The organism is Candidatus Pelagisphaera phototrophica, from assembly GCF_014529625.1.
GTDB lineage: Bacteria > Verrucomicrobiota > Verrucomicrobiia > Opitutales > Opitutaceae > Pelagisphaera > Pelagisphaera phototrophica.
Map to the genome: position 1 here is coordinate 2,445,608 of NZ_CP076039.1, position 13,165 is coordinate 2,458,772.

The window sequence follows — 13,165 nt, forward strand, 5'->3', positions numbered from 1 at the left end:
CTTTGCCGTTTTCCAGGGGTCTTTTGAAGTTTAAATCTCAAAATTAGCCGCCATAGCTCTGATTAACCTTTGGAATTTTTGCGCAAATGGACTTTCTCCATTCGGAAAGTTTCAAAAGCATATCGTCTCTCTTTTCGGGATACTCATTGCCCACATCGTGCTCTTCACTGATGTCATCCTCTAGATTGTATAGCTCTACCCTGTTATCCTCAAAAAACTCGATCAACTTCCAGTCCCCTTCCCTCATCGAACAGCCCGGACTACCGCCTTGATTACTGTAGTGTGGATAGTGCCAGAAAATCGCTCCACGATCAAGATCGGCCTCCCCTTTTAGCACGGGCAAAAGGCTCACTCCGTCGCAATGCTGCTCCGGCAATAAAGGCCGCCCCGCGCATTCGAGCAAGGTCGGGTAAAAGTCAGTTGAAGTGGCAACCTGCTTCGTGATCGCTCCAGCAGGAACGACTTTAGGCCAACGAACGATCAGAGGTTCCCGGGTCCCACCTTCATACATCCAGCCTTTGCCCTCATGTAGTGGGGCGTTGCAGGTGGGGGATCCTTCAGCTGTCGCGAGACCACCATTGTCACTAAAGAAAATCACAATCGTGTTGTCCCTTTGTCCGGCGGAGTCGATCGCATCGAGAACGCGGCCGATGTTCGTGTCGACATTCTCGACCATCGCAGCATAAACCGGATCGCTCTGCACCACCCGTCTCAACACCTTCTGGTCTTTCTTGTGCAAACAGGGAAATGGCTCTCCTTCAACAAACGGATCTTCCGTGGCCAGTCCGAGAGCTTCACTTTTCTGCCTATACTTTTCAACGAGGGTCTCATGGCACTCGATCGGCGTATGCACCGCGTAGTGGGACAAGTGCATAAACCATGGCTCGTCTTGCGAGCCTTCTATTAATCGGACCGCCTCATCCGTCAGCCGATCCGTCAGATACTCTCCTTCCGGTCCATCCGGAAGCGTCTCCAGCCCATAGGGGGCAAAATAGCCATTCTTGGGCGCTCCCCAATCACAGCCGCCAATATTCACATCAAAGCCATGTTTTTCTGGGTACGTTTCAAATCGCTGGTCGCCGTGCTTGCTTAAATGCCATTTTCCCACGTGCCAGGTAGCGTAGCCGCCGTCATTTAAGACTCGGGCCAATGATGTCTCCTCACAGGACAGATGCTCCACATAAGGCACATGAGCTAGCTTGCCCTCTGAATAGCCCCCTAGCCACTGCGTCACGCCTAAACGCGCGGGATACTTCCCCGTCAGAATACTCGCCCGCGTGGGAGAACAGACGGGACACGCCGCGTACGCATTGGTGAACCGCATCCCCTCATTGGCAAGCTGGTCCATTCGAGGGGTCTCGTAAAAGCTGCTTCCATAGCATCCCGCATCGGTCCAACCGAAATCATCAAGCAAAATGAACAAGACATTAGGTCTAGCCTTTGCCATCGTAGGAGATTATCAAACTCACTGAACTCCCAGCCTCTCTTCGATTTTCTCCAGAGAAACCCCTTTTGTCTCCGGAACCATCATTTTGACCCAGATCAACTGGACGACCATCATAACGCAGAAGAAGAGAAATACATATCCCGCCGGAAAGAGTTCCACCATTTTCGGAAAGAACAGCGTGAGCAAAGCAGCGAAAATCCAGTGCGTCGCGCAACCGAGCGTCTGGCCTGCCGCCCGATTCGAATTCGGGAATATCTCCGAAATGAATACCCAGATCACCGCCCCCTGTCCCACGGCGTGGGCGCCGATGAAGGCAAATATGCAGAGCGGAACAATGGCAAAATTCTCGGTAAAAAACGCCCATGAACAGAGACCAAGGGCAGCGATGTAGCCAAATGAACCGATGTAAAGCAACGTCCTGCGTCCTAGTCGATCGATCAAATAGAGTCCTAAAAACGTGAATACTAAATTAGTAACTCCAATACCCACCGATTGCAGCAAGGCCGCCTTCTCCCCTAGCCCGGTCATAGAAAAAATGCGCGGGGCGAAGTAGAGGACGGCATTGATACCAGAGAGCTGATTGAAAAACGCGATGAGGAAGGCTAGAAAAATCGGTGCCTTGAGCCTCTTGGTCCAGAAAGCAGTCTTTTCCCGCGGCGTGCCCGATGACTGGGCGATCTCGTCGGCTTTTTCAGCAAGTCGCTCATCAGAATCATCTGGACGAATCTTTCTCAGGATCTCTAAACCACTCAGGCGATCACGCTTCACCCCGATGAGCCAGCGAGGGCTCTCCGGTATACCAAAACACATAAGGGTGTATACGAGTGCGGGAATCGCTTCCACTCCAAGCATCCAGCGCCAGGCGTTCTCCCCGATTCCCCCAAGCAGATAGTTGGAGAGGAAGGCAACGAGAACTCCGAATACGATGTTGAATTGGAACATTCCGGTGAGTTGGCCCCGCTTTTTGGCCGGCGCGATCTCAGAAATGTACAGAGGGGCGGCAATGGTTGAAACTCCAATCCCCACCCCCCCGATGAAACGGGCAATAATGAAGGTTTTGATCTCGGGAGCAAAAGCGGATCCGATTGCGGATACGAAATACAGAACGCCAATCCACAGCAGAGTCTTCTTCCGACCAAATCGATCTGTCGGCCAACCTCCGATCAAAGCTCCCAATACGGTACCCCACAAGGCCATGCTCATGGCGAGTCCATGAACCCCAGCAGACAGTCCCCAGAGCTCCTGAATCCGTTGTTCGGCCCCAGAAATAACGACGGTATCGAAGCCGAAAATGAAACCCGCTAACGCCGAGGTCAATGCCCAGTAGAATAGTCTCGAGGAGTTTGATGAGGGAGAAGAGTCAGTCATAAATATTGGGCTAGAAGGGTTTACCTATCGAGGGGAGAGCCAGAACTTGGCGAATTCCGCACCCAATAACAATCTCTTTGTTCATTTCAATTTATAGCCGAGCCCAGGTCCAAGAGATTATCTAAAAAATCAGAACATGCATCGCGGCAGGAATTTTCGTTTGTGGCAAAGTGTGGTCGAGGCACCGTAACCAAAAGCGAAAAAGGACGCTACACTGAAGGGTTGCTGACCAAATAGGCCTAGTGCCGCGTTGCTCACGCGGAGGATAGCCATTCCATGGATACCCCGCCACTCAACCGCCTCGCGGCAGGCTTATCTGTTGAGCAACGATACATGTTCTGATTTACTGGACAGTCTCTGAGAACTGTACCGACAGGATTCCCATTCCAGTTCGCGCCATTTGTAACCTCAAATAGGGTTTACCGCTTGCAACCGCCCAAGTTCTCCCATTCGAATGACGTTTTTAAAACATGAAGGGCATTCAGTTAGAAACCCCGGGGCGTTTCAAAGTGATCGAAGAGCTAAGGCCGGCTCTTAAGCCAGGCGAAGCACTTGTGCGCATTCATCGCATCGGTGTCTGCGGAACCGACATCCACGCCTTTCATGGCAGACAGCCGTTTTTCGACTATCCCCGCATCCTTGGACATGAGCTCGGAGCAGAGATTATCGAAATCGACGACAACGGCCTGGGACTGAAGCCGGGAGACAAGTGCTCCATTGAGCCGTATTTGAATAACCCCAACAGTCCGGCTTCCCGAATGGGCAAGTCCAATTGCTGTGAAGATTTGAAGGTGCTAGGTGTGCATATCGACGGCGGGATGAGACCTTACATCACCGTACCCATTGAAAAGCTACACCGAGCCAACGAGCTTTCCTTCGAGCAGCTAGCACTCATCGAAACGATCTGCATCGGAACTCATGGAATCGAACGGTCGATGCTTACCAAGGATGAAACGATTCTAATCCTTGGGATTGGGCCTATAGGTCTAGGCGCCATTCAATTCGCACTCACCCTTGGCAGTCGAGTTATTGTGGCTGACATTAGTGAGGAGCGGCTAGGTTTCTGCCGTGACGTCATCAACGTTCCTCATGTCCTGAAAGCAGACGCACCGGATTTCGAAGACCAGCTCAAAGATATTTGCGACGGAGACCTGCCACAGGTCGTACTCGACGCTACCGGCAATCGATTCTCAATGCAGCGGACCTTTAATCTTGCTGCCAACGGTGGGCGGATTGTCTTCGTGGGATTACTCATGGGCGAAATATTTTTTGACGATCCTAATTTACATCGGAAGGAACTAACCTTGATGGCGAGCCGTAATGCAACACCCGATACGTTCAAGAAAGTAATCGCAGCCGTTGCCGATGGCTCCATTGATACAAAGCCATGGATCACCCATCGTATGGCAATTCTAGATGTACCTGAGCAATTCGAAGAAATCGTTTCCCAACCCGACCTAGTAAAAGCAATTATCGAGGTCTAAGAGAGTGTCCAATCAGCCAAAAGTATGGAATCAAAAGCTCGCATAGGGCTTTACCATGAAATCCCTTCTTGGATTGAGCCAGTCCTCCCAACCAGTCCTGCTATACCCGCTCGCCTATTTGGTCCCGACTGCCACAACATTATCAAATAGAATGTCCCGACCGGTTACCGTGAATCCGAATTGCGTCTTGGTTGGGTGAGCAATCCCCGGCGAGGTCAATTTTGCGACTATTTTCCCATCCAAAGATGCACTCATCTGATTGTTCTCAATCACCACTTGCATATGATACCACCGGCCATCGAGGAATTCGAAGTCGCCTGAAGATTTCGTCGTTTCCAGAAAAGCCTCAATCTCTGCCGCTTTCTCCGGTTGCTTCCTCAATTCTCTCAGCTTGAGGTTCATCGCCCCATTGCGGTCGTCCTGAACGGTGAGCCTATTCCGAGTGATCGAAACACGGCAAATATGACCGGCGTGCACCTCCTCGCAATTCTTGTCGTCGATCACAAAATTGAAGCGTTCCCCTCCTTCAAATTTAACGTCGAAATCAATCTTCATATTTCGAAAATCAAGTTGCGTCCGAATCACTGCTCCATGGCCTGCATCCGGTAGCTGCGAAGCGACCAAAGCTCCGTCCTTAATCGAAAACGAGTACATATGGCCTGTCCAGGCATCACCTACCTCGGAACGTTCAAAGTCATCGCTAATCTCCCCACTGCTCGCGAAGGCCGCACACGTCAGAAAGATCCCTGACAGGATAGATCGCTTCAATATTCCATCGGGGCTCATATCTGGTTTCTGAGGTCCTTATCAGGTTGATTTCGAACCACTAACTAGTCAGTTGTTTAGCGCATAGTCTATCAGCAAATGAAAAAACTACCTCTGCTCTCTTTTATTCCCATCTTCGCGCTTGCTGCGATCATAACCGGTTGCTCCCCTTCCCAGGATTCGAGATCAACGGCAGCCAGCAATGATAAAACGGTGATCGCCGCCATTCCCAAAGCCACAGGGGGGGACTTCTGGGAAACCGTCGAAGCGGGTGCTCGTAAAGCCGCATCGGAGCTCGATATCGACCTTAAGTGGGAAGGAACCGTGACCGAGACAGAAATCGCCGAGCAAACAAAGATCATCGAAAATATGATCAATCTGGGCGTCGACGCCATCGCCATCGCCCCACTCAATAATCAAGCTCAACGAAAACCTGTCCAGTCAGCCGTAGACAACGGGATTCCAGTCGTCATTTTTGATTCTGGAGTGGACGGAGATGCGCACTCCAGCTTTATCGCCACCGACAACGTGCTGGGAGGATCGCTCGGAGCGGATTTCATGAACGACAACCTTGCGACGAAGAGCCAGCTAGTCGTCTTCCGATATGTGCAAGGTACAGCGAGCACTGCCAAACGTTCCGATGGCTTCATTGAGACCGCTAAGATTGCCGGTCACGACATTGTGGCCGAACCTTTTTCTGAATCGGGCACCCTTGAGGGATCCAAAAGCGTCGTTGCGAACACTCTTGAACGCTTCATAAAAAACGGGAAACTGGATATCGAAGGTATTTTTGCCGCCAATCTCACCACAACCCTCGGCGTCTCATCTGCTCTCGATGATCTTAGAGACAGTGGTATCCAAGTAGATCTAACGTTCGTTGGATTCGACAGTTCAAAAAAACTGGTCGAAGAACTCCAAGCTGGAAAAATCGATGCTCTCATCGTCCAAAGTCCGGAGAAGATGGGATATCTTGCGGTCAAAACAGCAGTCGCCGTATCCAAAGGCGAATCCGTAGACGCTCTCATCGATACAGGCGTCGAAGTGGTCACTTCAGATCGGCTCAAGAACGAACCCGCTATTCGTGCACTAGTGGGTCTGAAGTGAACCTCTAGTTTTTGGATACTCAATTTTTGCCACGAAGCTATTGTAGCTCAGTACGTACAGCTGTGCTAGATTCAATCCACGAAATTCAAATAACGAAGGACTCAGACTAAAGCGCTGAGCCACTTTCTAGTTCTACCTTCAGCCTTATTCCTTCAGATTCCGAAACCTCTCCACCTCGCCTAGAAATGCGAGGAATTTGCAAGCGCTTTGGAGCCACTTTGGCCCTGAAAAGCGTTAATCTTTGCGTTGGTGCCGGAGAGGTTATGGCGCTTGTCGGCGAAAACGGCGCAGGAAAAAGCACCTTAATGAAGGTTCTCTCGGGAGCACACTCCCCCGATGGGGGATCGCTCTATCTTGACGGGATGAAATACAGCCCGACCAATCCCCTGCACGCACGGGAATCGGGTGTGGCGATGATCTATCAGGAGCTTTCGCTCGCTCCCCACCTTTCGGTGATGGAGAACATCTTGCTTGGCATCGAACCGTCCCGGTACGGATTGGTTCAATGGAAAGCGATGAAATCGAAGTCAATCGAAGCGCTCTCTGTCGTCGGACTCGAGCAAGTCGACCCTGAACTCCCGGTCAATCAACTCTCCATTGGCCAACAGCAACTGGTAGAGATTGCCCGGGCGGTCGCTCTAGATTGCCGCGTCTTGGTTCTAGATGAACCTACAAGTTCGCTTGCAGCAAAAGACATCGAGAAACTTTTCAAACTCGTTAGAACATTGTCCTCCAAAGGAATATCCGTTATCTATATCTCCCATTTTCTGGAAGAAGTTAAATCCATCAGCGACCGATATACCGTTTTGCGGGACGGAGAAAGTGTGGGCGACGGAGCGACCCTAGAAGCATCCGAAGCAGACATAATCGCTTTAATGGTCGGACGCGATGTATCCGAACTGTACCCACGCAGTGATCATTCAAGCTCAGACACCGTTCTTGAAGTTAGGAATCTTGCCGGTGTCAAGAAGCCCCGATTGGCCTCGCTTCAACTAAACCGAGGAGAGGTACTCGGAATCGCGGGTCTGGTAGGAGCGGGTCGAACGGAGTTGCTCGACACACTTTTCGGACTCGAACCTGTGACCAGTGGCGAAGTTAGAATCGGGTCCTATTCAGGAGTTGCCGATCCTGCCTTGAGATGGAGTCAGAAAGTCGGAATGGTCAGCGAAGACCGCAAAACGCAGGGACTAGCCCTTGGTCTGAGTATTGCAGACAACATTACATTGCCCAATCTAGCGGGACTAGGTCCAGGACGACTGGTCTTTCCTTCCCAGCAAATAGCCGCCTCCAATCAATGGATAGAGGAAATTCTAATCAAATGCCAATCCGCCCAGCAATCAGTGGGAGATCTTTCAGGCGGCAATCAGCAGAAAGTCGCCATCGCCCGCCTGCTTCACGCAGACGTCGACATTCTGCTCCTCGACGAGCCGACACGAGGAATTGACGTTGGGTCTAAAGCGCAAATCTACAAGCTGATTGATCTATTGGCCCGGGGAGACGCCAACAGAGAGCCCAAAGCCATATTGATTGTGAGCAGCTATCTTCCAGAGCTCCTCGGCACCTGCGATCGAATCGCCGTCATGTCGCGCGGCTACCTGAGCGAAGCCAGACCCGTATCCGATTGGGACGAACACCAGCTCATGGCTGCCGCTATTGGGCAGGAACAATAGCTATGAAGTTCGCTATAAGACAAGACATGGAAAAACGCAGATTAGCTAACATGATTCTCAAACTCCCATCGCCCATTACCCCCGCCAGATTTATAAAATACAAATTTGCTCAATTACGAATTACGCGTATGCCCACACGCTAAAACTTTCACCGAATGCCGTCAAAACCTCTAAACTCTCTTATTAAATCAAGTGCCTGGGTCAATATTGGCGCCCGCTTTATCGCCCTGATTATCGTTTTTCTCTTTTTTGCGATATTCGTTGAAGACGGGAAGTTCTACACCCTTCGCAATCTCGAGAATATTGTACGACAAAGTTCGGTCTACGCAACCGCTGCCCTCGGAATGACTTTTGTCATTATCACGGCTGGAATCGACCTTTCCGTAGGATCTATAATCGCTCTCGCCGTTGTATTGGTCGCCTGGACACTGAATATTCAGATCGATGGCGCGAGTGGTGAACTAGTCTACCTGGTTCATCAGTATCCGTTTCTCACTCCACTTTTGGCCTGCCTATTCGCAATCCTGGGAGCAACACTCGTTGGGTTGCTAAACGGAGCGTTGATCGTACGGCTCAAGATTGTTCCTTTCATCGTTACCCTTGGGTCCATGGGCATCATTCGCGGATTGGCGAAAGGCATCGCTGGCGAACGCGACATCTATCCACCCGAGGAGACTTGGATTGGCGGTCTCATGGATCCAACGCTCACCAACAAAGCAAAAAGCTGGATGCTCCTTCCCGCAGGAGTTTGGATTCTCATCCTCTGTATCGCAGTGGCTTCGTTTATCCTTAAGTACACTCGCTTTGGTCGGCACGTATATGCGGTCGGCTCAAACGAAGAAACTGCTCGGCTTTGCGGGGTACCCGTTGGACGAACAAAGCTCTTCGTCTACGGACTCACCGGGTTTTTCTGTGCTCTCGCAGGTTTCATGCAGTTTTCCTATATTGGCGGAGTGGGACAACCCACAACCGGTATCATGTATGAGCTCTTCGTCATCGCCGCTGTAATCATCGGCGGCGCAAGTTTCTCGGGCGGCGAAGGCTCTATTCTCGGCACAATCGTTGGAGCATTGATCATTACCATTCTCTATATGGGTGGCCAACAAATGGGCTGGCCCAAATGGGTACAGGAAATGGTGATCGGAGCCATCATCATACTCGCTGTTGCCGTTGACCGCTACCGACATCGCAGAATGGTTTATTAGATTACTAACTCAGCGAGCTCTCAAGTAAACTGGGTTGATTTCTAGAAGATCAGGAATAACACTCTCACCGAATTCAGATTTAAACCTCACTCAGTTGGTTACACCTTAAGCCTTCTACCTTCAGCCTTAATAAAATGCTCATTGGAATATCACTGCTCATCAGTCCTGAACTTCTTAATACTCTTTACCGCATGGGCCATGGCGACGAGATCGTCCTGGCAGATGCCCATTTTCCGGGTGAAAGCCACAGCACCAATGTGATTCGTGCAGATGGATTGAAGATCGCCCCCCTACTCGAAGCCATTGCTCCCCTTTTCATACTCGACCAGTATGTGGAAAATCCGCTTGGAATGATGGATGCGGTCGAGGGGGATACGCTCGATCCCACCGTCGAATCTTCCTATTTAAGCGCCATGCGAAAATCCTGGCCGGATACGAGCCCTCCAGAGCGTATTGAACGATTCGCCTTTTATGATCGAGCCCGAGCCGCCTACGCAGTGATCATGACGGGTGAAACCGCCAAGTACGGGAATATCATTCTCAAGAAAGGCGTCACACCATTTTAAGATGAGCTCCTAACCACTCCCCAACGGAGCACTCTTCGCCGCTACAGGCTGCATCTAGGTTTGCTAAGTCTGCTCCAGAAATTGCGGATCGAAGTATGACACCCGCATTGACCGCTGCCAACAAATCGATGGTTTCTCGGACGGTATCATACGTCATTCCTGATTTGATCGCATCTTCCATTCTCCTGCCGGTGCAAAGCTGGCAACCTCGAGTGAGAACGACCGCCAATCCAATCAGATGCTTTTCTCGATCGGTTAGCTCCGAAGTTTCTCCTGTTGATTTCAGGGCCTGACTAACTTTAAGTTCAGCAGCGTCCATGAGGGGTTTTGTTGGTTCAAAACCTTGGAAGGGTCTCGAATGAGGGCATAAAGACCTCAAAACCGACCCTCAAGATCAAGTCGACAACACCTGCAAATCCGCTACCCAAACACCGGATTCTCACTTTCGAGAAGCGATCTACCGGAACCGGTTTCGGCTCGCCTCCTTCTTTAATCCACAGCACTCACCATTCTCTTGTCCGCCCGTAGCAGTTTCTTGCCGAGCTGTCTCGCGAGGTTGCGGAATAGTATGGGCCCAATCTCAGGTCGGCGGCGCACCAGTGATTCCTATGCAGCTCGGCCTAGAGCGGCTGATTCGACTGGCTCCAAAGCGGTTGCAGAGGCGGCCTGGATTAGCGAAATCTTCACTAATGACTGGCCGGCACGGACGCATAAAAAGTTTTCCAGTATGGCATCCCGCATCTTTGCCCCTCCTCTCCGAGCATTCGATTTACAACTACGAGCCCGATGTAGAAGCCCCATCGTCCTTACAGACGCTTCAACGATTGAGGCTTCCCGACTCGGTCACATCTTGACCTATTGCTACTTTCTCTTGAAACTCCGCGGTATGACTCGATCACTATGCATCTTCGTTTGCCTTACTTTTTTAACCTCAGCTACTGCCCAACGGAGTCGCCTACCTAGTCACATCATTAAACCGAACGCCGGCGATCTGGCTAAGCTCAATGTCTACGCCGACAATTGGTTTAAGCTATATATCAATGGTAAGCTGATCGCGGTCGACTCGATCGAGTTCATGCCCCACAACATAATTTCGGTGGAAGTGCTTCCAGAATACCCAATGACCATTGCCGTAATGGCCCGTGACAATGCCGATGCCATTACGGGAAGGGAATATGAACACACTCAAATTGGTGATGGCGGCTTCATTCTCAAACTCGGCGACCACGCCGTTAGTAGTTCTGATTGGAAAGCGAAGTGCTTCTTCTTCGGTCCCATGGAAGGAGAAAAGCCCCCGGTCCGCCATCTACCCATTCCGACCGATTGGTTTTCTGTCGGTTTTGATGATAGCGGCTGGGAAGCGGCTACTGAATACGAAGAAGCGGTTGTACGGCCTCCCCGACCGTTTCGTGATTACGATTTTGAAGGCGCGAAATTCATTTGGACCAGCGATCTCGACCTCCACAACACGGTGATCTTTAGGGCCACGGTAGAAAAGTCAGGCTGGCAACCCCGCTGGGATACAGGTACACCGGCACGCCGCATCGAAGACCTAGAACAGTAGCGGACAGGTAACCAAAGACCCGCTACTAGAAAATTTCGATTAGTCGACCGCTCCTCTATCCGGGTGAAGGTGAGATAACTCTGGTAACGCAGGTAGGGCCCGGCGAACCGCGAAGGTCAATCAAATCTGTCTGGCGAAGTAGGACGGGCCTGCTGGATCAGAAGATCAGCCCATTACGGTACGCCTGAAGATCGATGCCACTTCACGAAAGGAATATGTTTCGAGATTCCTCAGGCGTTTTTTCAAAACCCTAGAGATTTTTCCATACCGGAAACTCAGGGTTCTTGGCATCCGAAAGGCTTGCAATTAGTGCTTAGCAACCTAAGGTCATTTTCTATTATGCCTCAAACCCAAACCGCCTTTTCAGGGGCTAAGGTAAAGTCACATCCACCGCACGGGTCGCGTTTGCTTGACTGTCTTCTGCCGCGCACCGATACGACTCTTACCCACCTCCAATACCTGATTCGCCTTTTCTCCAAGGTCTTAATTGCTTTTGCCATAAGCCTTACGACTTATTCTTTGGCAAAGTCGCCAAACATTCTTCTCATCGTATCCGAGGATAACGGACAAGAGTTGGGGTGCTACGGGGAACCCTACGTCAAAACACCGGTTCTCGACCAACTCGCTTCTGAGGGCGTTCTTTTTAAAAACGCCTATGTCGCCCAAGCAGGCTGCAGCCAATCCCGAGCCGCTTTCTTGACTGGTCTCTACCCCCACCAAAATGGACAAATTGGCTTGGCGACGTGGAAGTTCCGCATGTACCGAGAGGATACGCCTAACATCGTGCGAAGCCTAAAGAATGCGGGCTATCGGACGGGGATCATTGGTAAGTTGCACGTCAATCCCGAATCCGCCTTCCCCTTCGACTTTGAAGCGATTGGCAAATCAAACTTCGCCCGAAACGATCTTCCCGCCTACGCCCGAGAAGCGAAGTTGTTCATGGAAGCGGGCGATGAGCCCTTTTTTCTGAGCGTCAATCACCCTGATGCCCACCGCCCTTTCACACCGCAAGTCGAAGGCATCCCCGAAGAACTCCTCACCAGTAAGGACGTCAAACCACTCGCCTATTTCGGAATCGACAATCCCCAACTTCGCCAGCAAACCGCTGACTACTACAACTGTATGAATCGTCTCGATACATACATTGGCGACTTGCTACTGAGGCTCGAAGAGACGGGCAAAGCGGACAACACGATTGTGATCTACATCGGAGACCATGGTGCCGACATGCTACGCGGAAAGCGCACCTCGTATGAGGGAGGAACCCGTGTCCCCTTCATCGTTAAATGGCCAAAGACATCGAAAGAAGGACTCGTGTCTACCGAGCTCGTCTCCCTCATCGACATCTTCCCCACCATACTAGACGCAACCGGGTCCCGACCAGTCCCAAATCTCCCGGGCCGTTCTCTCGTTCCCTTGCTAAAAGGTAAAGCCCCTGAGTGGAGACAGTACCTCTTCACAGAATTCCACATTCACTCCGCCCACAACTTCTATCCACAACGCACGATACAAGACAGACGTTACAAACTGATCCGTAACCTAATGCCCGGGCTCGTGAATCCTGGATACACTTTTACGAACAATCGATTTTTCGATGATCTCATAAAAACCATCGACGATGCCGAGGAGCCCATCCGCAGTGCCTACCTAAATATGGAACGCCCACCTGCATTCGAGCTTTACGATCTTGAAACCGATCCCTACGAGTTCAACAATCTGGCGAGTAAACCCGAGCACGCCCAGACGCAATCTCGACTCCAGCAAGAACTTCAGAGCTGGCGTGAACAAACCAAGGACCCCATGCTCAACCACCAAAATGTACTACGCCTCAAAGCCGAAGTCGACGCCTGCATGGTCGACGGCCAACCCGACAAATCAAAACTCACTCTCACATACCCCGACTATTTTTTCGAACACTAAAATTTTAGTTGCGGCACTATGCCGCGATAAGACCGAATCCTAACAATTTTCACCCGCCCGGAGGACGTCCGC

The 13,165-nt window shown here is 51.0% G+C and carries 11 protein-coding genes; 7 read left to right on the top strand and 4 right to left on the bottom strand.

Annotation, left to right across the window (positions count from 1 at the left end; all coding sequences use genetic code 11):
• Positions 1–43: 43 nt before the first annotated feature.
• Both GA004_RS10500 and GA004_RS10505 read right to left on the bottom strand, forming a co-directional pair.
• A complete protein-coding gene (locus GA004_RS10500; RefSeq protein WP_283393815.1) occupies positions 44–1,447 on the bottom strand; it encodes a sulfatase in 1,404 nt (467 codons plus the stop codon).
• A gap of 18 nt (positions 1,448–1,465) precedes the next feature.
• Positions 1,466–2,821 (bottom strand): sugar porter family MFS transporter, encoded by a 1,356-nt coding sequence (locus GA004_RS10505; protein WP_283396974.1) that lies wholly within the window; start codon positions 2,819–2,821, stop codon positions 1,466–1,468.
• 464 nt (positions 2,822–3,285) lie between these two features.
• On the opposite strand from GA004_RS10505, the gene GA004_RS10510 reads away from it, so the two are divergent.
• Positions 3,286–4,299 (top strand): zinc-binding alcohol dehydrogenase family protein, encoded by a 1,014-nt coding sequence (locus GA004_RS10510; RefSeq protein ID WP_283393816.1) that lies wholly within the window; start codon positions 3,286–3,288, stop codon positions 4,297–4,299.
• Positions 4,300–4,413: 114 nt separating this feature from the next.
• Here GA004_RS10510 and GA004_RS10515 read toward each other — a convergent pair whose 3' ends face one another.
• Positions 4,414–5,085 carry a 3-keto-alpha-glucoside-1,2-lyase-like domain-containing protein gene (locus GA004_RS10515; RefSeq protein ID WP_283393817.1) on the bottom strand — a complete coding sequence of 224 codons (672 nt, stop codon included), beginning with the start codon at positions 5,083–5,085 and terminating at the stop codon, positions 4,414–4,416.
• A gap of 78 nt (positions 5,086–5,163) precedes the next feature.
• Between GA004_RS10515 and GA004_RS10520 the strand changes: the two genes are divergently transcribed.
• From GA004_RS10520 to fucU, 4 genes are all read left to right on the top strand, one after another.
• Positions 5,164–6,168, top strand: a complete 1,005-nt coding sequence (locus GA004_RS10520; RefSeq protein ID WP_283393818.1) for a substrate-binding domain-containing protein — start codon at positions 5,164–5,166, stop codon at positions 6,166–6,168.
• A 185-nt stretch (positions 6,169–6,353) separates the two neighbouring features.
• Positions 6,354–7,838, top strand: coding sequence for a sugar ABC transporter ATP-binding protein (locus GA004_RS10525; protein WP_283393819.1), 1,485 nt, complete (start codon positions 6,354–6,356; stop codon positions 7,836–7,838).
• 155 nt (positions 7,839–7,993) lie between these two features.
• On the top strand, positions 7,994–9,043 hold the full coding sequence (locus GA004_RS10530; protein WP_283393820.1) for an ABC transporter permease: 1,050 nt from the start codon (positions 7,994–7,996) through the stop codon (positions 9,041–9,043).
• Between the two features lie 134 nt (positions 9,044–9,177).
• On the top strand, positions 9,178–9,609 hold the full coding sequence (gene fucU / locus GA004_RS10535) for an L-fucose mutarotase (RefSeq protein ID WP_283393821.1): 432 nt from the start codon (positions 9,178–9,180) through the stop codon (positions 9,607–9,609).
• Here fucU and GA004_RS10540 read toward each other — a convergent pair.
• Positions 9,596–9,928 (bottom strand): carboxymuconolactone decarboxylase family protein, encoded by a 333-nt coding sequence (locus GA004_RS10540; RefSeq protein WP_283393822.1) that lies wholly within the window; start codon positions 9,926–9,928, stop codon positions 9,596–9,598. The two genes, fucU and GA004_RS10540, sit on opposite strands and share 14 nt — an antisense overlap.
• Before the next feature lie 249 nt (positions 9,929–10,177).
• On the opposite strand from GA004_RS10540, the gene GA004_RS10545 reads away from it, so the two are divergent.
• A complete protein-coding gene (locus GA004_RS10545; RefSeq protein WP_283393823.1) occupies positions 10,178–11,173 on the top strand; it encodes a hypothetical protein in 996 nt (331 codons plus the stop codon).
• 339 nt (positions 11,174–11,512) lie between these two features.
• Positions 11,513–13,093: a sulfatase family protein gene (locus tag GA004_RS10550; RefSeq protein ID WP_283393824.1), complete on the top strand. Its 1,581-nt coding sequence runs from the start codon at positions 11,513–11,515 to the stop codon at positions 13,091–13,093.
• Positions 13,094–13,165 lie beyond the last annotated feature (72 nt).